Genomic DNA, 17,441 nt, shown 5'->3' with positions numbered 1-17,441 from the left:
GACACGCGGTCAGATTTCCGGGACGACGACGGCTCACTGCTTCTCCTCGGCGGCGATGCGCTCGACCACGGGCTGCAGATCTTCTGCCAATAGCGAGCGAAGGAAGACCGCGGCGACCCGGTGCTGACGATCCAGGATCAACGTGGTCGGAATGACACTGGTGGGAAAGTTTCCGCCGAGAGCGAGCAAGGTTCGCATCGACGGGTCGTAGATGGACGGGTATTCGATCTTGTTGTCCACTACGAAGTCCTGGGCTTTGTCGCGCTGGTGGTCGCGGACGTTGATTCCCAGGAACGCGACGCCCTTGTCTTTGGTCGCCGCGTAGACCTTTTCGAGTGCGGGCGACTCGGCGCGGCACGGGCCACACCACTGTCCCCACAGATTGACGACCACGATCTGGTTCGGGAAATCCTCGACCGAGACGGTCTTTCCCTCGTTCATCAGATCGGGCCCCGAGAGCTTGCCGATCGTGCCGCGTGAGGCGGGCGGGTCGTAATAGATATCGGTTTTACCACCGGGCGAGACGAATTCGAAGGTGCCGCCACCGGTAGCCACCGCATCGGTACCTGTCGAACAGCCCGCGGCCGCGACGATCACCAGCAGCGCGGACAGGACGGCAGTGATCGCCCGCAGCCGATGGCTGCGGGCGGAGACCGACGTGGTGGAGCGTGTCATGCGCCGTGAACCGAAGGGTCGGAGGCGCCCGCTGGTTCGGAGTACACGATGTCTACCAGGGTATCCCCGTGGTAGACCAGCGACGTCAACGAGGCGAGCGAGCACTGGCGATTGCGCGGGTCGTGCCACAGCCGCTGGCCCTGCAGGAACCGGCGCAGCGTCCACACGGGCAGCTGATGCGAGACCAGCACCACCTCGTGACCGGCGCCCTCGACACGGGCCTTGTTGACCGCGGCCAGCATGCGATGCGCGATCTGCAGGTACGGCTCGCCCCACGACGGGGTGAACGGGTCGCGCAGCTTCCACCAGTGCCGGGGCTTGCGCAGCGCGCCGTCACCGACGGACACGCGCAGGCCCTCGAAGGTGTTGCCCGCTTCGATCAGGTTCTCGTCGGTGCGCACGATCACGTCGTGGGCGGCGGCGATCGGGGCCGCGGTTTCCTGGGCGCGCTGCAGCGGGGAGGCGATCACCAGGGAGATGTCGTGGTCGGCCAGCGAGCGGGCGACGGCGCCGGCCTGCGAGCGGCCTGCCACCGAGAGGCTGAAACCGGGCAGGCGGCCGTAGAGAATGCCGTTCGGGTTGTGCACCTCGCCGTGGCGGAGCACATGCACGATGGTCTCGACGGTCGACGGGTCGTCGTCGAGGCCGGGCGGCGCGGCGGCGGGCGCGGGATGCGGCGCCTCGTCACCGTCGACCGGGGTGGCGAATTCTGCGTCGGGCTGGTCGGAGCTCACGCTGGGGATCCTTCGGGGGTTGCGGCCGCGGCCGCGAGGGCGGCGGCGGGCAGAGCGGCGGCGATACGGTCGAACGCGTCCTCGTCGAGCGCCGCGGAGACGAACCAGGCCTCGAACGCGCTCGGCGGCGCGTACACACCCGCGTCGAGCAGGGCATGGAAGAAGGCTGGGTAACGCCAGGTCTGGCTCGCCTTGGCGGCGGCATAGTCGGTCACCGGGCGGTCGGCGAAGAACACGCTCACCATATTGCCTGCGAACTGGACCTGATGCTCGACACCGGCTTCTGTCAGGGCTTTCGCGAACAGCGAGCCGAGCCGATCGGCATTGCGGTCCAGCGCCGCGTACACCTCGGCGTCGGCGGCGCGCAGCGTCGCCAGGCCCGCCGCGACCGCCACGGGGTTACCGGAGAGGGTGCCCGCCTGATAGACGGGGCCGAGCGGGGCGAGGTTGTTCATGATCTCGGCGCGACCGCCGAACGCGGCGGCGGGCAGGCCACCGCTCATCACCTTGCCGAAGGTATAGAGGTCACCGGCGACGCCTTCGCGGCCGTACCAACCCGACGCGCTGACCCGGAAACCGGTCATCACTTCGTCCATGATCAGCAGTGCGCCGTTGTCGTGGGCCAGCGTGCGCAGGCCCTCGTTGAAACCGGGCAGCGGCGCGACAGCGCCCATGTTGCCCGCGGCGGCCTCGGTGATGACGCACGCGATCTGGCCGGGGTTGGCCTCGAACGCGGCGACGACGGCGGCGAGGTCGTTGTAGGGCAGCACGATGGTGTCGGCGGCCTGCGCGCCGGTGACTCCGGGCGACGTGGGCAGACCCAGCGTCGCGACGCCGGAGCCGGCGTCGGCCAGCAGCGCGTCGACGTGGCCGTGGTAGCAGCCGGCGAACTTGATGATCTTGGTCCGGCCGGTGAAGCCGCGCGCCAGCCGCACGGCGCTCATCGTGGCCTCGGTGCCGGAGTTGACCAGGCGCACCCGCTCGACCGGGTCGACCCGCGCGGCGATCGCCTCGGCCAGCTCGATCTCGGCCTCGGTCGGCGCACCGAACGACAGTCCGCCCGTCGCGGCCCGCTGCACCGCTTCGACGACCGCCGGGTGCGCGTGGCCGAGGATCATCGGGCCCCACGAACAGACCAGATCGACATAGGAATTGCCGTCGGCGTCGATCAGGGTGCAACCGTTGGCCGAGGCGATGAACCGTGGGGTTCCGCCGACCGAGTTGAACGCACGGACCGGGGAATTGACACCACCCGGGATCACCGAAGCAGCCCGCTCGAAGAGCTGGGCGGAAACCGGCACCGATGACCTGGTCGCGCGCGGAGAAGAACTCACGGATTCCAGTCTCTCAGCTCGCCTCGGCGCGCCGGACGACAGGGTGGAGCACAGTGACCCAGACCGCAGCGACCCACCGGCGACACGCCCGACACGCCGCCCCCAGGCGCTGATGATTTCGATCAAGGCACGTTGGCCTGCGGCTACGCTGCGGGCTGCTCAGGCACTGAGCGGTGGGAACTCAGCGATAGCGGAAGGGTATTTCATGCGTTTCGGCGTCACCAGCATTGCCCTGGGTACAGGGTTCGTCGCAGCCGCACTGATCCTCGGCGCGGGCTCGGCCACCGCCTTCGCGCCGCAGGTCCAGCCGGATCGGATCGGCGCCCAGCTCGATCACGAGGAGACCGTCGCGCTCGGCGCCGGTCCGGTTCCGGCGCTCATCGCGATGTTCGTGCCCCCCAACCGGATCGGCGCCGGCCTGCACCGCGACACGACTCTGCACCGCGACGCCGACGGCGGCATCCGCGCCACCCTGCGTCAGGTGGTGACGGAGGCGGCGAGCCATCCCGACGGCGCCGTCACCGTGTACCTGAACGCGTCGGGCACGCGCGGCGGCCGCGTCGTCGACGTCTACCAGCACTGGGCCGATTAGGTGTACATGCAGGGAACTTCAGCCGAGATCGTGTGCAGCTGGCACATGATGCCGTTGTAGATACCGCTCGAGCCGGTCTCCGGGGCGAAGCCGCCGGCGGCCGGCTCGGCAACCATGGGGGTCAGGGGCAGGCCCGCGGCCTGGGCTGGTGCCGCTGCCAGGGCGATCGCCGCCACGGCCGCGGCCGCGGTACAGAATCCTGCGGTGAGCTTGGTCATCGGTGTTCCTCCGTGCACTGCCCGCTGCGCGAGCGTCGAGATCCGCGCCGAACCCCAACGCGCACATCGAAATTCGGCCTCGTTCAGTGCATCGTTTCGGTAACGCGCGGCGCTACATTTCCGGTCACGATCCTGGCGACGGCATCGATGACGAGAACGCCGGCCAGGATCACCAGCCCGGTGGCCAGGATCAGCAGCGGTGGCGCGTAGCGGACGGCCTCGAACGCGGGATGATCGTCGGCGGTGACGTATTCGGTCGTGCGCCGGGCATGGCTCCAGCTGTACGCCGCGCCGGCCAGGCAGAGCACGGCCAGGCCGAGCTCGAACAGCGCGGCGGCGATCCAGCGTCTCATCCTTGCGATCCTGCCAGGGCGGAGCGCAGTGCGGCGCGCAGGCCGATGTGGTCGATCGCCCACGCCTGCACGATCCGGCCGTCGACCAGGCGCAAGCCGATGCCGCGGCGACGGCGCGGGATGCCGCTCAGCGCGCCGAGCGGGCTGGCCTGCGCGGCGTCGTCGTCCTCGGCGGGGAGCACGGCGGCGACCTCGGCCAGTGCCAGCGATTCCACGCCCTGGTGCAGCGTGGAGTCGGTCAGTTCGACCCGGCCATGGGTGCGTCCCGCGATCACCTGGAGCACGGTGAAACCGCCGATGGCGACGGCGCAGAAACCCAGGGCGAACCCGTGCAGGGTGGCGCCCGCGAGCCATTCCACCAGCAGGATGACAGCGCAGAGCAACGGACCGTACGCGACGGCGCGCCATCGCGCGCCGGGCTCGGAGAACAACACCATGGGGGTACTGCGACGAAGGATCAGCTGACCAGGCTCGGCAACAGAATGAGAGCGATGGTGACGACGGCGAGCAGAACCATCAATCCGATGACCAACAGATCGCGTCGCAGGCTGTGTGGCTGTTCGATCACCACGCGCATCATTGCCTCCGCTCCGCCGGTTCCCTACCGGCTATGTCACAGTGAGTACCCCAAATCACTGTGAGCATGCTCACCATACACTGCGGCGATCCGGCGCAACGAGACGGCGGGGGTCTACCTCGCGTTCACCGACGGTTCAGCTGGAAGTACTTGGTGGAATCCGGCCGGTAACTCAGATACGCGGCGCCGACCGCGAGTACGCCCTGCACGATCGCGGTGCCACCGGCGATCATCGTGGCCACCGAGGTGTCGCCGGTGAAGGCGAACATCGTGGCGACCGCGCCGAGGCCGAGCCAGACCGCGACGACCGTGAGCACCGTGCGCGCCCACGATTTACCGCGGGCGAGCTGCTGGGCGATCAGCACGGTCACCCCGGCCAGCACGAGCCCGACGATCGCGGTCAGCACGAACGCGACCAGCACCATCACATCGACGGTCGACGCCGGGAGGTTCGGGTCCGACTTGTGCATCTCGTCGAGGAACTGCTTGCTCAGCTCGTCGCGCTGCCCGGTCATGGTGGCGATCCCGGCGCCGGTGTACACGACACCGAGCCCGGCGACGGCCCACCACAACTGGCGTGCGGTGCCGACGTCTTCGGGCATCGGGCGGGTTTCGGGTTTGTGTGGTGGAACGATCACGACAGCCAGTGTGCAGCCTCGGTCGCCCAGTAGGTGAGCACGATGTCCGCGCCCGCCCGCCGGATGCCGATCAGCGACTCCAGGATCGCGGCCCTGCGGTCGATCCAGCCGCGCTCGGCGGCGGCGGTGATCATCGCGTACTCGCCGGAGATCTGGTACGCGGCCACCGGGACCGTCGAGCGATCGGCGACGTCGCGCAGGATGTCGAGATAGGACATCGCCGGCTTCACCATCACGATGTCGGCGCCCTCGGCGAGGTCGAGATCGAGTTCGCGCAGCGATTCGCGGCGGTTGGCCGGATCCTGCTGGTAGGTGCGGCGATCACCCTCCAGCGACGAGCCGACGGCCTCGCGGAACGGGCCGTAGAAGGCGGAGGCGTACTTGGCCGCGTAGGCCAGGATGGCGGTGTCGGTGCGACCGACCGCGTCCAGCCCGCGCCGGATCGCGCCGACCTGGCCGTCCATCATGCCGCTGGTGCCGAGCAGATCGGCGCCTGCCTCGGCCTGGGCCAGCGCCATCTCCACGTACCGGTGCAGGGTGGCGTCGTTGTCGACCGCGCCGTCGGTGCCGATGACACCGCAGTGGCCGTGATCGGTGAACTCGTCCAGACAGGTGTCGGCCATGACGACAGTCGCGTCGCCGACCTCCTCGGACAGCGCGCGCAGGCCGCGGTTGAGGATGCCGTTGGGGTCGCTGGCCTGGCTGCCGGTGGCGTCCTTGTCCTCGGGCCGGGGCACGCCGAACAGCATCAGGCCGCCGACACCGGCGGTCACCGCTTCGACGGACGCCTTGCGCAGCGAGTCGAGCGAGTGCTGATACACGCCGGGCATCGAGCTGATCTCGCGCGGTTCATCGATACCGTCGGCGACGAACATCGGCAGCACCAGCTGACGCGGCTCGAGCGTGGTTTCGGCGACGAGCCGACGCATAGCGGGAGTCCTGCGCAACCGCCGCGGGCGGTCGAAAGCGGTCATAGACCGCAGAATACGCCTGCGCGCGCGGCCTCGCGTCGGCGCCTACGCGGCCTCCCTCGCACGGGCCACCTCGCCCAAGATCGACTCGAAGGTGGCAAACACCGGGAGTGGACCGGCCGAGCTCCACGTCTGGTTGGTGAGCAGGATGCCGGTCACCGCACCGTCGTTGGACCACGTGGAGCCGAGGCCGCCGGACCACCCGTACGAGCCGGCGCGCGGACCGTCCGCCAGGTCGCTGAGCTGGACACCTACCCCGTAGCCCCAGCCCGCGCTGCCGTCCGGGTTCGGCCCGCCGCGGGCCAGCTGTTCGGCGGTGAGGTGGTCGCGCGTCATCGCGGCCACCGCCTCCTCGGACAGGATCCGGGTGCCGTCGAGTTCGCCGCCGTCGCGCAACATGCGGGCGAACCGGTGATAGTCGGCGAGGGTGGAGACGAGTCCGTCGCCGCCGCCCTCGAACGCGGGTGGTGTGCTCCACTGCCCGTCGACCGGGTCGAAGACGATGCGCGTGCCGTCCCGGTCGGCGTAGTGCGGCCCGAAGCGGTCGATCGTGTCCGCCGGAACGGAGAAGCCGGTGTCGACCATGCCGAGTGGGCCGAAGACGCGCTGGGCCAGGAACTCCGAGAGGGGCTTGCCCGCGGCCCTGGTCACCAGGAAGCCCAGGATCGGCGCGCCGACGTGATAGAGCCAGCGCTCCCCCGGCTGGTACTGCAGCGGCAGCGTGCCGAGCCGTTCGAGCCAGGTGTCCGGCGCAGGCATCCGGGCGGGCGTCGGCGGGCCCCAGCCCAGGCCGAGCTCGCTCCAGGCGGCGTCGAGCGGCTTGGGCGAGAAGTCGGCGAAGTCCATGCCCCAGCCGAGCCGGAAGGTGAGCAGGTCGTCGACGGTGATCGGGCGCTGCGCCGCGACGGTATCGGTGATCTCGGCGGCCGGATGCGTCAGCACGCGGCGGCCTGCGAGTTCGGGCAGCAGGCGATCGACGGGTTCGGCGGGGTCGAGCACGCCGTCGTCGATCAGGATCGAGGCCGCGACCGCCGTGACCGGTTTGGTCATCGAGGAGATACGGAAGATGGTGTCGGTGCGCACGGGCGCGGCGCGCGACTCGTCGAGATGACCCGCCGTTCCCGTCACCACCTGGTCGCCGGTCGAGACGAGCCAGGCCAGGCCGAGCAGTTCGTCCGCCTCGACATGGGCGCCGAGGCGCTTGCCGATCTCGTCCACCGTCATCGTGTCTCCTCCCGTGACATCTGTGGCCCACTAGACCACACGGGTCAGACAGCCGCCCGGCGACGAGCCGCGGCGCACCTGTGGATAAACTCGAATCCCACTGGAGCTCAATGGCTTCCGCGCGAGATCGACGAAACTTGTCGGACCCCCTCGCTACAATCGAAAGCGTGTTCGAGGGTTCCCGACGATCGGGGGCGGGACCCATTCGCGACGGGAGGACGCCATGAACGCCATTGCCGCATCGAAGTCCGGGTTCATCACCGCACCGTATGTGCCGCTGGAGAAGAAGCGCCTGCCCGCCGGCAGGCCGCGTCGCTGGTACGTGGCGCACAACCGCAGGCTCAAGGCCATGCGATTGACGATCGCGCTCCTGGATTCCGGGGTGTATCTGCCGAACCAGGCCACCAACGAGACGATCCGGCGCACCGCCGACCAGATCGAACTACGCCCGCCGTCCGACGCCACCTGCCGGCTGGTGCGCACGCTGCTGCGCTACAGCCGATGACGCTGATACGCCGAAGGCCCGCCACGGTGGGCGGGCCTTCGGGGTATCTGCGCGGACTAGCGGCTGCTGCTGCGGCGGCTCTTCTTCCGCGGCGGTGGCAGCAGGCCCTCCGCGCGCAGGCGCGAGGCGTGCTCGGCCAGCGCCTCCACCAGCGGACCAACCTGCGCGGTCTCGGGCTGCACGTCCACGCGCAGACCGAACTCGATCGCGGTCTCGGCCGTCTTCGGGCCGATGCAGGCAACGATGGTGCGCGCGTGCGGCTTGCCCGCGATACCGACCAGGTTGCGGACCGTGGAGGACGAGGTGAACAGGACCGCGTCGAAGCCGCCGGTCTTGATCATCTCGCGGGTCTCCGCCGGCGGCGGCGAAGCGCGCACGGTGCGGTAGGCGGTGACGTCGTCGATCTCCCAGCCGCGCTCGCGCAGACCCTCGGCGAGGGTCTCGGTGGCGATGTCGGCGCGCGGCAGCAGCACCCGGTTGACCGGGTCGAACACGTCGTCGTAGGGCGGGAAGTCGGCGAGCAGGCCCTCGGAGGACTGTTCGCCGCTCGGCACCAGCTCGGGGTTGATGCCGAACGAGCGCACCTTCTCCGCGGTGGCCTCGCCGACGCAGGCGATCTTCACACCGGAGAACGCCCGCGCGTCGAGGCCGAACTCGGCGAACTTCTCCCACACCGCGCGCACCGCGTTGGTGGAGGTGAACACCACCCACTGGTAGCGGCCGTCGACCAGGCCCTTCACCGCCCGCTCCATCTGCGCGGGGCTGCGCGGCGGCTCGACAGCGATGGTCGGCACCTCCATCGGGATGGCGCCGTGGGTCACCAGCCGCTCGCTCATCTCGCCGGCCTGGTCCTTGGTGCGCGGCACCAGCACGGTCCAGCCGTACAGGGCACGCGACTCCCACCACGACATCTTCGAGCGCTTGTCCACTTCCTTGCCGACCGTCACGACCAGCGGGCCGACCAGCTCGGAGGCGGCGTTGTTCAGGGTGGCCAGCGTCGCCTCGATGGTGCGCTGCTGACGGGTGGTGCCACGCACGGTCACCGCGACCGGAGTCTGCGGGGCAAGGCCGTGTTCGACCAGCGCGCTCGCGGTCTCGGCCAGGTGCCCGGAGGTGGCGCTCAGCACCAGCGGACCGGGGGCGGCGGCCAGCGCGGCCCAGTCGACCTCGCCGCGCACGTCCGCCTCGGTGTGCCCGGAACCGAGGGCGATACCCGCGTAGCTGGGCACCGCGGAGCCGTTCGGCAGGCCGGGCAGCACCTCGAACACCATGTGCGAGCGGGTGACGGCGTTGACCTCGTTGATCACCGAATCGGTGGTCAGCGGATCGCCCGCGACGACGCGCACCACATCGTGTCCGCCGCGGGCCTCGGCGATCAGCGTCTTGGCCACCTCGGCGGGTTCGCCGAGCGCCGGACGCACGTCGACCGGGCGCTCGCCGTCCTCGCCCGCCTCGACGGCGATGCCGATCAGCGCGAGCACGCCCTTGTCGACATCGGGGTCGGTGAACGCCAGCGTCGCCCGCTCGAGCACCTCACGGGCGCGCACGGTCAGCAGGGCCGGGTCGCCGGGGCCGGATCCGACGAAAAGGATCCGCCCTGGTTGCTTCTTGGTGCCTCGGCTGCTCATCGGTTGTTCTCCATCGGGCTGGAATTGGTGAAGTCTGGGGCGGGGGTGTTCACCGCCTGTGTGGGGGAACCGACCTCCGGTTCCGGCTCGTCCGCGACGCTCAGCAATGCGCGAGCGCCCAGATCCAGCAGATCGCGCGCGAGTGCGCGGCCGAGCTCCTCGGCGTCGCGCGGCGCGCCGACGATCGAGGCGCGCAGGACGTCGGAGCCGTCGATCGCGGCCGCGCAGGCCCGCAGCGACAGTTCCTCGAAGATGCGGCCGTCCTCGTCGATCGACTCGACGACCTCGGCGATGGCGCCGATCGGCGCGGTGCAGCCCGCCTCGAGCTCACCGAGCAGCGAACGCTCGGCCAGCACGGCGGCCCTGGTCGGCGCGTCGTCCAGACCGGCGAGGATCTCGATCAGCTGCGGGTCGTCACTGCGGCATTCCACCGCGAGGGCGCCCTGCGAAGGGGCGGGCAGCATCTGCACCGGCTCGAGCGATTCGGTGATCGCGTCGGTCCGCCCGATTCTGGCCAGACCGGCGCGGGCGATGACGATCGCGTCGAGTTCGCCCTCGCTCACCTTGCGCAACCGGGAGTCGATATTGCCGCGCAGCGGGACGATGTCGAGGCCGAGGCCGAGTGCCCGCAGCTGGGCGGCGCGACGCGGCGCCGAGGTGCCGACCTTGGCGCCGGCGGGCAGTTCACCGAGGACCAGTCCGTCGCGGGCGACCAGCGCGTCGCGCGGGTCCTCGCGGGGCGGGATGGCGGCGATGGTGAAGCGCGGGTCCTGCGCGGTGGGGAGGTCCTTGTAGGAGTGCACCGCGATGTCGATGCCGCCGGCGGCGAGCTCGTCGCGCAGCGCCGAGGTGAACACGCCGACGCCGATCTTCTGGACCGGATCCGACGACAGATCACCGGGCGTCTTGATCACGACCAGTTCGGCGGGCTGGCCCGCGGCGATCAGCGCATCACGGATGGTGCCCGCCTGTGTCAGCGCGAGCAGGCTGCCGCGCGTGCCGATCCGCCACGGCGCACTGCTGCTGCCTGCGGTCACGGTGTCCTCTTCCTGCACTGTCGTGATCATGAGTCCTGCCCATCGCCGAGGTGTCCTGCGGTGAAGTCGTCGGCCAGCGCGGACTCGCCCGCAGCGACCTCCATGGGAGCGGCAACCGCTTGCACCGCACCGGGTTTCAGTTCGAACAGCTCACGCAACGCCTCGGCGTAGCTGTCGCCACCCGGCGTCGATGCCAACTGCTTGACGCGCACCGTCGGCGCGTGCAGCAGCTTGTCGACGACGCGGCGCACGGTGCGCGCCACCTCGTCGCGAGCCGGATCGGCCAAGTCGGGTAGCCGCGAATCCAGGCGGAGCAGTTCGGCTTCCACCACTTCGGCGGCGCGCTGACGCAGTGCGGCCACGGTTGGGGTGACCTCCGCCATGCGTTGCCCGGCAAGATATTTCGCGAGTTCGTCGGCGACGATCTGACGCGCGGCGGCGGTGTCGTCGGCCGCGGCGCCCGCGGCCGGATCGCGCTGCAGCGATTCGATGTCGATGACGGCGACGCCGGGCAGACCCGCCACGGCGTGCTCCACATCGCGAGGCAGGCCGAGATCGCAGAAGACCAGCGGATGTTCGGCGGCGTCGGTGCGGGCCCGGTCCGCGAGCGCGCGGTGGGTGTCGGCCAGTGTGACGACCGCACCGACCGCGCCGGTACAGGTGATGACGACGTCCGCGGCCGCCATCGCCTCGGTGAGGCGCGACATCTCGACGGCCTCGGCGTCGACGCCGTGCATGCTGCGACCGGTCTCGGCCAGGCGCTGCGCACGATCGAGCGTGCGGTTGACGACGATGATCCGGCCGATCCCGGCCCGCGACAGATGCGCGACGGCCAGCCCGCCCATCGCACCGGCGCCGAGCACCACCGCGGTGCGGCCCGCGAGATCGCCGACGACGCCACGCGCCCGGTCCAGTGCCACCGACACCACCGAGGCGCCCGCCCGGTCGATGCCGGTCTCCGAGTGCACCCGCTTGCCGACCCGCAGCGCGTGCTGGGCCAGCTCGTGCATGGTGCGCCCGACCGCCTGCTGCCCGTCGGCGCTGGCGTAGGCGCTGCGGATCTGGCTGAGCACCTGCTGCTCGCCGACGACCATCGAGTCGAGGCCGCTGGCGACCGCGAACAGGTGCTCGGCCGCGGCCTCGCTGTAGCGCACGTAGGCGTGCCTGGTCAGATCGCCGAGCGGCAGACCGGAATGCTTGGTCAGCAGTTCGCTGACCTCGCCGAGCCCGCCGTGGAAGGCGTCGACCACGGCGTAGACCTCGACGCGGTTGCAGGTGGAGACGATCATCGCCTCGGACACATGGCTCGACTCGAGCAGCCGGTCGACCAGCTTCGGGCGGTCGGCCTCACTGATGGCGACCTTCTCGAGCACCGAGACCGGCGCACTCCGATGAGAAATTCCGACGAGCAGGACACTCATGACTGCGCCTCGCTGGCGCTCGGCTCCGTCATGCGCGTCCGCACGCTGAACTGCTGATTCGCTCGCTGGCGCTCGCTCATGGCGTGATCACCGATCCCTTGGTGCTTGGCTCCGTTGCCGAATGCGGGGTGGCCGAGTGCGGCGCGGTGCGGCGCTGCGGCCTGCCGCGCGCCGGTTCGACCGGCGCGGGGTGCGTGAGGGCGGGATGGTTCTGCGTCGGCACCCGGCGCGCGATCCGGCCGGACCCGGCCTGGGCCACCTCGGGCAGGGCGGGCGCGTCGTTGCGGGCGGCGTCGAAGGAGAGCATCTGCAGCTCCATCGCCAGGTCGACGCGGCGAACCTCCACATGGGCCGGCGTGAGCAGGGCACACGGGGCGAAGCTCAAGATCGACGGGAGCCCGGCGGCGACGAGCCGGTCACACACGTCCTGGGCGGCCTCGTCCGGCACGGCGAGTACCGCGATGGTCGGCGCGAGCGCCGGAATCTGCTCGGTGAGCTGCTCGACATCGCGCACGACGAGACCGGCGTACGTCTGACCGATCACCGCGGGGGCGTTGTCGAAGATCCCGACCACGGTGAAGCCACGTACCCCGAAACCGCCGTAGCCGACCAGGGCGCGGCCCAGATTGCCCGCACCGATCAGCACCACCCGATGTCCCTGCGACAGACCGAGCACATCTTCGATCCTGGTGCGCAACTTGGCTACGTCATAGCCGACACCCCGCACGCCGTTGGGTCCGAGGAAGGAAAGATCCTTGCGCAGCTTGGCCGAATTGACACCCGCCGCGACAGCAAGTTCCTCACTCGATACGATGGCTACACCCTCGTCGGCCAACCCGGCGAGAACCCGGAGATAGGTAGCAAGACGAGTCACCGTGGCCTGGGGGATATCCCTCTGAAGAGCCTTGCCGGAGACGCCACCTGGCGTCTCATGCTGCTCTGTCACGTCGTCGGCTCCTCGTGCCGGGCCTGATCGCGGTCCGGTTCCTGTCGTTCGTTCACCGGTGTGGGTCACTGTGTCGCGAGCGCGACGCGTGCCATGGGGGGCTGTGCAAACCCGGCCACCGCCGCTGCTTGGGGCGGCGGTGCGGATTGCGTGCCACCACCGTAACCGCTTGTGCAGGCGTTCACAAAGTCGGTGAAATTGGCCTCATTTTCCGCCGCGACCAGCGAAACGGCTCAAGTCGGCCCGCAAACGTGGCTCGTCGACGTCGAAATAGCTGTGTTCACGGCCGTCCAACAGGACCACGGGCAGCCGATCGCCGTATTCGGCGCGCAGTCCGGGGTCGCTGACCGCGGCTTCGTCGACGTCTACGGTGTGCACCGGGAGACCGAAATCACCACAGATCGTCTCCAATTGCGCCAGTGCGATGCTGCACAGGCCGCAACCGGCTCGCGTCAACAGGGTCACGGTGGGTGTGGGATTAGTCATGAGCTCTATTTAATCCTCGGGCCCGCCGCGGGTTGTCGGTGAATCCGGTTACTGTGGACATGGTTCGCGCGACTAGCGGAGGGTACTGGTGCCGGAACGTTCGAAGGTGGCTAGGGCCGGATTCGTCGCAGGACGATTCGGGGAGTTCCCTGCGCGGTGGCAGCCAAGCCGCCTCGGCCAGGAACTGCAGGAACAGTTCGCGCGGCTGCCGCGCAGCCCGTTCGGGCCGAGCGAGGAGGAGCTGCGCGCCAACCTGGCCGGTGAGGCCAGCGCCGATGCCGCGCTCACCCTGCACGATGCCGAACTCGCCGAACAGGGCGACGACGCGGGCCCCGAGGTCCCGCGCGATCTGACGGCGGCGGCGTTCTTCGACGTCGACAACACCCTGGTGCAGGGCGCCTCGATCGTGCACTTCGCCCGCGGTCTGGCCGCGCGCAAATACTTCAAGACCTCCGACCTGGTCGACGTCGCCTGGAAGCAGGTGAAATTCCGGGTCACCGGCAAGGAGAACTCCTCCGACATGGCCTCGGGCCGGGAGAAGGCGCTCAGCTTCATCGCGGGCCGCCCGACCGCCGAACTCGCCGCGCTCGGCGAGGAGATCTACGACGAGATCATCGCCGACAAGATCTGGCCCGGCACCCGCGCGCTCGCCCAGATGCACCTCGACGCCGGCCAGCAGGTCTGGCTGGTGACCGCGACGCCGGTGGAGCTGGCCAATGTCATCGCCAAGCGCCTCGGCCTGACCGGCGCCCTCGGCACGGTCGCCGAGAGCGTCGACGGCAAGTTCACCGGCAGGCTGGTCGGTGACATCCTGCACGGCCTCGGCAAGGCGCACGCGGTGCGCACCCTGGCCATCCGCGAGGGCCTCAACCTCAAGCGCTGCACGGCCTACTCCGACAGCCACAACGACGTGCCCATGCTGTCGCTGGTCGGCACCGCGGTCGCGATCAACCCCGACTCGGACCTGCGCGAGGTCGCCAAGAACCGGGGCTGGGAGATCCGCGACTTCCGCACCGGCCGCAAGGCCGCCAAGATCGGCGTCCCCACCGCCCTCGCGCTGGGTGCGGCGGGCGGCGCGGTTGCGGCGGCGATCACCCGAAAGCGGGCGGGCTAGCCCGCCTCACTGTCCGCCTCCCCGCGTATTCAGCGGGCCTTCCGGAAGCTCGACCGTCGGCTTCGGTCTTGCGTTATGAGGGCGGCAGCTGGGAGGTGGTTGGGGAGTTACCCATGTTCTCGCGTGATCAGTGGGTTGCGCGTTCTAGCCCATCACGGTGTTTCTGCGCTTGGCGAGCAGTTTGTACAGGGTCTGCTGGATTGTTTCCCGCACCTGGTCGGTGACCTCGAACATCGTCATCGGGTCGTCGGCCTCTTCCGGCTCGTAGGCCGTGGTGGCGATCGGCTCGCCGAATTCGATGTACCACTTCGACGGCAGCGGAATCGCGCCCAGTGGGCCAAGGTGCGGGAACAGCGGGGTCACCGGGAAGTACGGCAGGCCGAGCAGGCGGGCCAGCGGCTTGATGTCGGCCAGCTTCGGGTAGATCTCCTCGGAGCCGACGATCGAGCACGGGATGATCGGCACCCCGGTGCGCACGGCCGCGGAGACGAATCCGCCGCGGCCGAAGCGCTGCAGCTTGTAGCGGTCGGCGTAGTTCTTGCCAACGCCCTTGAAGCCCTCGGGGAACACACCCGCGATCTGGCCGGAACGCAGCAGACGCTCGGCATCGGGATGGCAGGCCAGCGTGTGCCCGGCCTTGCGGGCCAGCGCACCGAGCATCGGCAGCTCGAAGATCAGGTCGGCGGCCAGCAGCCGTAGCGCGCGCCGACTCGGATGCTTGTCGTGGATGGCCAGCTGCAGCATCAGCCCGTCGAGCGGCACGGTGCCCGCGTGGTTGGCGACGATCAGCGCGCCACCGGTGGCCGGGATGTTCTCGATGCCAGCAACCTCGACCCGGAACCAGTAATCCGACAGCGGCCGCAGCGCGGGCAGGATGACCGACTCGAGCAGGTGCTCGTCGTAGCCGAACTCGTCGACCTGGTAGTCGCCGGTGAACCTGCGCCGCGCGAACTCCGCGGCGTTCTCGATCTGCGCGCCGAGGGCGCCGCGGACGATCTCGGACAGGGTCTTCGGCGGCCTGGTCGGCATGCCGGGCCTGCGCTCGCTCAGCGAGGTGACCGGGGTGGCCTGCACCGGCTGGTCGGGCCAACGCCGCGCCGGTGGTCTTTGTCGGGCCTCGACATTCACGTCGAGACGAATTACTTTCGCTCCCTCGTTCATGTATGCGCTCCCGAACCGGCCCCGATGAGGCCGAGCAGTTTGGTTTCTGCGGCGTCGATCCATGCCGGATCGAAGACGGGCCGCAACGCTGCGCCCGCGATGAAATCGTCGAATGCCTGGACCGTGGTCCAGCGGGGGGTGAAACCGAGTTCGGTCCGCATGCGGGTGGTGTCGAGCCCGCAACCGAAGTAGAAGTAGTCGGGTTGTTCGCCACTGAATCCGCGCATGACCGGGCCCATCAGCGTGCGCCCGACAGTGCGGAAAACGAAGAACGGCACCGGCGCGACTATGCGCCCTGCCCGGCGGATCGCCTGCGACATGGCCAGCGCGCCGTCGCCCGCGATATTCACGGTACCGCCGTGCGCCCGTAATGCGGCGTGCACCAGTACGGCGACAGCATCTTCCTCGTGCAGCAATTGCAGCCTGGCTTCGCGACCGAGCACGGTCGGCGTGATCGGCGAACGCAGATATTGCACGCCGCGATCGGCCAGCCGGGGACCGACGATCGGCGCGAAACGCAGAATCGATGCGGAAATATCGGGCCTGCGCCGCGCCATTCCGCGCACCAGCGCTTCGATATCGATCATGTCGCGCGCAAACCAACCGGACGGTGGGGTACGCGCGCCCATTTCCTCGGTGAATTTCACCGGATCCTTGGCGCTGCAGCCGTACACCGCCGAGGACGACCGGACGACAACGCGCCGCACCGACGGCGCCTTCTGACACACGGCGAGCAACTGCATCGTGCCGAGGACGTTGAGATCCTTCATCACCGCGCGACCGCCACCGGCGGGCGGACGGGTGAGCACGGCCGCGTGCACGACGGTATCGACGTCGTTGCCCTCGACGACCTTGCGGATCAGCGGATTCCTGATGTCGGCGCGCACGAACTCGGCGCTGCCCATGCGACGGCGGAGCTCCCGGCTCGGGGTCATCGTGTCGACGGCGATCACGCGCTCGACACCCGGTTCCACGGCGAGCCGGGACGCGACGTTGCTACCGAAGAAGCGGCTGGCACCGGTCACCAGCACTACCTTCGGAACGTGTCGTTCCCGTGTATCAGAACTCGGACCTGGCCCCACTCAAAGCCCCCTGCTTCTAGTGTTTTCCCGCGTACCAGAGTAGCCGCATTCGCGCCACCCACCGACACGATCAACAAGCTTTTAACGATGACGCTGTAAGAAAACACAAGCCCGCCACCTCCGAAGGTGACGGGCTCGCGTAGGCACGCAGGCTTACTTGCCGAGTTTGCGCCGCTGAACACGCGTGCGGCGAAGCAGCTTGCGGTGCTTCTTCTTCGACATACGCTTGCGGCGCTTCTTGATCACAGAACCCATAGGGTTTCCTCGCGTTTCTCTACTCGGCATACACACGCGGTGTCGCGTGCGTCGTCTGGTGCCCGCGCCGCCGGGGCGCACCGGACACCACGAAGCGGTGCCACCGGCAGGCGGACACGAACCGAGGGTTCATGCTACCGGGACACCCGAGCAGCGACGAAACCGCCCTTGTACCTGGCGGGCTGGTTCAGCCCGCGTCGAAGTAGGACGTCTCCAGGTAGTCGTGCACCGCCTTCGCGTGCACCCGGAACGAGCGGCCGACCCGCACCGCGGGCAGTTCACCCGAGTGCACGAGCCGATACACCGTCATCTTCGACACCCGCATGAGATCGGCGACTTCGGCGACGGTGAGAAACTGCGTGCCACCGCCGATCACCGGTTGTCCCTGCGTGGAGCCGACCCGCGGACCGGAAGAACCCGATCCACCGCCCGACGCCGGTGAATTGCTTGCAGACATTCTGTTCGCAGACATCATGGCACCATTGACCTC

General features: G+C 69.3%; 21 protein-coding genes. 3 read left to right on the top strand and 18 right to left on the bottom strand.

Features of this window, described 5'->3' with window-relative positions; all coding sequences use genetic code 11:
* Positions 1-33: 33 nt before the first annotated feature.
* From ACWF9G_RS05870 to hemL, 3 genes are all read right to left on the bottom strand, one after another.
* A complete protein-coding gene (locus tag ACWF9G_RS05870) occupies positions 34-675 on the bottom strand; it encodes a TlpA disulfide reductase family protein (protein ID WP_379308970.1) in 642 nt (213 codons plus the stop codon).
* Positions 672-1,289 carry a histidine phosphatase family protein gene (locus tag ACWF9G_RS05865; protein WP_378847931.1) on the bottom strand — a complete coding sequence of 206 codons (618 nt, stop codon included), beginning with the start codon at positions 1,287-1,289 and terminating at the stop codon, positions 672-674. Before ACWF9G_RS05865 ends, ACWF9G_RS05870 begins: the two co-directional genes overlap by 4 nt.
* 116 nt (positions 1,290-1,405) lie before the next feature.
* Positions 1,406-2,743 carry a glutamate-1-semialdehyde 2,1-aminomutase gene (gene hemL, locus ACWF9G_RS05860; protein WP_452513951.1) on the bottom strand — a complete coding sequence of 446 codons (1,338 nt, stop codon included), beginning with the start codon at positions 2,741-2,743 and terminating at the stop codon, positions 1,406-1,408.
* A gap of 205 nt (positions 2,744-2,948) precedes the next feature.
* On the opposite strand from hemL, the gene ACWF9G_RS05855 reads away from it, so the two are divergent.
* On the top strand, positions 2,949-3,335 hold the full coding sequence (locus ACWF9G_RS05855; protein ID WP_452513949.1) for a hypothetical protein: 387 nt from the start codon (positions 2,949-2,951) through the stop codon (positions 3,333-3,335).
* Here ACWF9G_RS05855 and ACWF9G_RS05850 read toward each other — a convergent pair.
* From ACWF9G_RS05850 to ACWF9G_RS05825, 6 genes are all read right to left on the bottom strand, one after another.
* Positions 3,332-3,553: a hypothetical protein gene (locus ACWF9G_RS05850; RefSeq protein ID WP_189025524.1), complete on the bottom strand. Its 222-nt coding sequence runs from the start codon at positions 3,551-3,553 to the stop codon at positions 3,332-3,334. The genes ACWF9G_RS05855 and ACWF9G_RS05850 overlap by 4 nt on opposite strands.
* A gap of 83 nt (positions 3,554-3,636) precedes the next feature.
* The gene (locus tag ACWF9G_RS05845) at positions 3,637-3,906 is read right to left on the bottom strand and encodes a hypothetical protein (protein WP_452513947.1); all 270 of its coding nucleotides are present in this window, start codon (positions 3,904-3,906) and stop codon (positions 3,637-3,639) included.
* Positions 3,903-4,343, bottom strand: coding sequence for a hypothetical protein (locus ACWF9G_RS05840; protein ID WP_452513945.1), 441 nt, complete (start codon positions 4,341-4,343; stop codon positions 3,903-3,905). The genes ACWF9G_RS05845 and ACWF9G_RS05840 overlap by 4 nt, the downstream gene beginning before the upstream one ends.
* Positions 4,344-4,608: 265 nt before the next feature.
* Complete coding sequence (locus ACWF9G_RS05835; RefSeq protein WP_452513943.1) at positions 4,609-5,121, bottom strand: hypothetical protein; 513 nt, start codon at positions 5,119-5,121, stop codon at positions 4,609-4,611.
* A complete protein-coding gene (hemB, locus tag ACWF9G_RS05830) occupies positions 5,118-6,095 on the bottom strand; it encodes a porphobilinogen synthase (protein WP_378847921.1) in 978 nt (325 codons plus the stop codon). Before hemB ends, ACWF9G_RS05835 begins: the two co-directional genes overlap by 4 nt.
* 42 nt (positions 6,096-6,137) lie before the next feature.
* Positions 6,138-7,316 carry a serine hydrolase domain-containing protein gene (locus tag ACWF9G_RS05825; protein WP_452513941.1) on the bottom strand — a complete coding sequence of 393 codons (1,179 nt, stop codon included), beginning with the start codon at positions 7,314-7,316 and terminating at the stop codon, positions 6,138-6,140.
* Between the two features lie 223 nt (positions 7,317-7,539).
* Between ACWF9G_RS05825 and ACWF9G_RS05820 the strand changes: the two genes are divergently transcribed.
* Positions 7,540-7,821 carry a hypothetical protein gene (locus ACWF9G_RS05820; protein ID WP_379308977.1) on the top strand — a complete coding sequence of 94 codons (282 nt, stop codon included), beginning with the start codon at positions 7,540-7,542 and terminating at the stop codon, positions 7,819-7,821.
* Positions 7,822-7,877: 56 nt separating this feature from the next.
* Here the strand turns inward: ACWF9G_RS05820 and ACWF9G_RS05815 are convergent, their stop codons facing one another.
* The 5 genes from ACWF9G_RS05815 to ACWF9G_RS05795 form a co-directional block, all read right to left on the bottom strand.
* Positions 7,878-9,449 (bottom strand): bifunctional uroporphyrinogen-III C-methyltransferase/uroporphyrinogen-III synthase, encoded by a 1,572-nt coding sequence (locus ACWF9G_RS05815; RefSeq protein WP_379308978.1) that lies wholly within the window; start codon positions 9,447-9,449, stop codon positions 7,878-7,880.
* Positions 9,446-10,516 carry a hydroxymethylbilane synthase gene (gene hemC / locus ACWF9G_RS05810; RefSeq protein WP_379308979.1) on the bottom strand — a complete coding sequence of 357 codons (1,071 nt, stop codon included), beginning with the start codon at positions 10,514-10,516 and terminating at the stop codon, positions 9,446-9,448. The genes ACWF9G_RS05815 and hemC overlap by 4 nt, the downstream gene beginning before the upstream one ends.
* Complete coding sequence (locus ACWF9G_RS05805) at positions 10,513-11,907, bottom strand: glutamyl-tRNA reductase (protein ID WP_379308980.1); 1,395 nt, start codon at positions 11,905-11,907, stop codon at positions 10,513-10,515. The genes hemC and ACWF9G_RS05805 overlap by 4 nt, the downstream gene beginning before the upstream one ends.
* A gap of 76 nt (positions 11,908-11,983) precedes the next feature.
* On the bottom strand, positions 11,984-12,853 hold the full coding sequence (locus ACWF9G_RS05800) for a redox-sensing transcriptional repressor Rex (protein ID WP_379308981.1): 870 nt from the start codon (positions 12,851-12,853) through the stop codon (positions 11,984-11,986).
* Positions 12,854-13,057: 204 nt separating this feature from the next.
* On the bottom strand, positions 13,058-13,339 hold the full coding sequence (locus ACWF9G_RS05795) for a glutaredoxin family protein (RefSeq protein ID WP_379029014.1): 282 nt from the start codon (positions 13,337-13,339) through the stop codon (positions 13,058-13,060).
* Between the two features lie 106 nt (positions 13,340-13,445).
* Between ACWF9G_RS05795 and ACWF9G_RS05790 the strand changes: the two genes are divergently transcribed.
* Positions 13,446-14,453: an HAD family hydrolase gene (locus ACWF9G_RS05790; protein WP_452513938.1), complete on the top strand. Its 1,008-nt coding sequence runs from the start codon at positions 13,446-13,448 to the stop codon at positions 14,451-14,453.
* Between the two features lie 144 nt (positions 14,454-14,597).
* On the opposite strand, the gene ACWF9G_RS05785 is transcribed toward ACWF9G_RS05790, so the two are convergent.
* The 4 genes from ACWF9G_RS05785 to ACWF9G_RS05770 all read right to left on the bottom strand — a co-directional run bounded on the left by ACWF9G_RS05785 (position 14,598) and on the right by ACWF9G_RS05770 (position 17,408).
* The gene (locus tag ACWF9G_RS05785) at positions 14,598-15,614 is read right to left on the bottom strand and encodes a lysophospholipid acyltransferase family protein (protein ID WP_452513936.1); all 1,017 of its coding nucleotides are present in this window, start codon (positions 15,612-15,614) and stop codon (positions 14,598-14,600) included.
* Positions 15,611-16,645, bottom strand: a complete 1,035-nt coding sequence (locus ACWF9G_RS05780) for an NAD-dependent epimerase/dehydratase family protein (protein ID WP_452513934.1) — start codon at positions 16,643-16,645, stop codon at positions 15,611-15,613. The genes ACWF9G_RS05785 and ACWF9G_RS05780 overlap by 4 nt, the downstream gene beginning before the upstream one ends.
* A gap of 204 nt (positions 16,646-16,849) precedes the next feature.
* Complete coding sequence (locus tag ACWF9G_RS05775; protein ID WP_003402602.1) at positions 16,850-16,951, bottom strand: 30S ribosomal protein bS22; 102 nt, start codon at positions 16,949-16,951, stop codon at positions 16,850-16,852.
* 187 nt (positions 16,952-17,138) lie between these two features.
* A complete protein-coding gene (locus tag ACWF9G_RS05770; RefSeq protein ID WP_229739639.1) occupies positions 17,139-17,408 on the bottom strand; it encodes a helix-turn-helix domain-containing protein in 270 nt (89 codons plus the stop codon).
* Between the last annotated feature and the right edge of the window lie 33 nt (positions 17,409-17,441).

Source organism: Nocardia sp. NPDC055029 (assembly GCF_053608525.1).
This window is presented reverse-complemented; position numbering and strand designations above follow the sequence as displayed.

Bases quoted from the DNA above. Each gene is read 5' to 3' on its own strand.
- ACWF9G_RS05845 (WP_452513947.1), bottom strand. From the start codon at position 3,906: ATGAGACGCTGGATCGCCGCCGCGCTGTTCGAGCTCGGCCTGGCCGTG.
- ACWF9G_RS05785 (WP_452513936.1), bottom strand. From the start codon at position 15,614: ATGAACGAGGGAGCGAAAGTAATTCGTCTCGACGTGAATGTCGAGGCC.
- ACWF9G_RS05805 (WP_379308980.1), bottom strand. From the start codon at position 11,907: ATGAGTGTCCTGCTCGTCGGAATTTCTCATCGGAGTGCGCCGGTCTCG.
- ACWF9G_RS05820 (WP_379308977.1), top strand. From the start codon at position 7,540: ATGAACGCCATTGCCGCATCGAAGTCCGGGTTCATCACCGCACCGTAT.
- ACWF9G_RS05825 (WP_452513941.1), bottom strand. From the start codon at position 7,316: ATGACGGTGGACGAGATCGGCAAGCGCCTCGGCGCCCATGTCGAGGCG.
- ACWF9G_RS05840 (WP_452513945.1), bottom strand. From the start codon at position 4,343: ATGGTGTTGTTCTCCGAGCCCGGCGCGCGATGGCGCGCCGTCGCGTAC.
- ACWF9G_RS05770 (WP_229739639.1), bottom strand. From the start codon at position 17,408: ATGTCTGCAAGCAATTCACCGGCGTCGGGCGGTGGATCGGGTTCTTCC.
- hemB (WP_378847921.1), bottom strand. From the start codon at position 6,095: ATGACCGCTTTCGACCGCCCGCGGCGGTTGCGCAGGACTCCCGCTATG.
- ACWF9G_RS05775 (WP_003402602.1), bottom strand. From the start codon at position 16,951: ATGGGTTCTGTGATCAAGAAGCGCCGCAAGCGTATGTCGAAGAAGAAG.
- ACWF9G_RS05855 (WP_452513949.1), top strand. From the start codon at position 2,949: ATGCGTTTCGGCGTCACCAGCATTGCCCTGGGTACAGGGTTCGTCGCA.
- hemC (WP_379308979.1), bottom strand. From the start codon at position 10,516: ATGATCACGACAGTGCAGGAAGAGGACACCGTGACCGCAGGCAGCAGC.
- ACWF9G_RS05815 (WP_379308978.1), bottom strand. From the start codon at position 9,449: ATGAGCAGCCGAGGCACCAAGAAGCAACCAGGGCGGATCCTTTTCGTC.
- ACWF9G_RS05870 (WP_379308970.1), bottom strand. From the start codon at position 675: ATGACACGCTCCACCACGTCGGTCTCCGCCCGCAGCCATCGGCTGCGG.
- ACWF9G_RS05795 (WP_379029014.1), bottom strand. From the start codon at position 13,339: ATGACTAATCCCACACCCACCGTGACCCTGTTGACGCGAGCCGGTTGC.
- ACWF9G_RS05850 (WP_189025524.1), bottom strand. From the start codon at position 3,553: ATGACCAAGCTCACCGCAGGATTCTGTACCGCGGCCGCGGCCGTGGCG.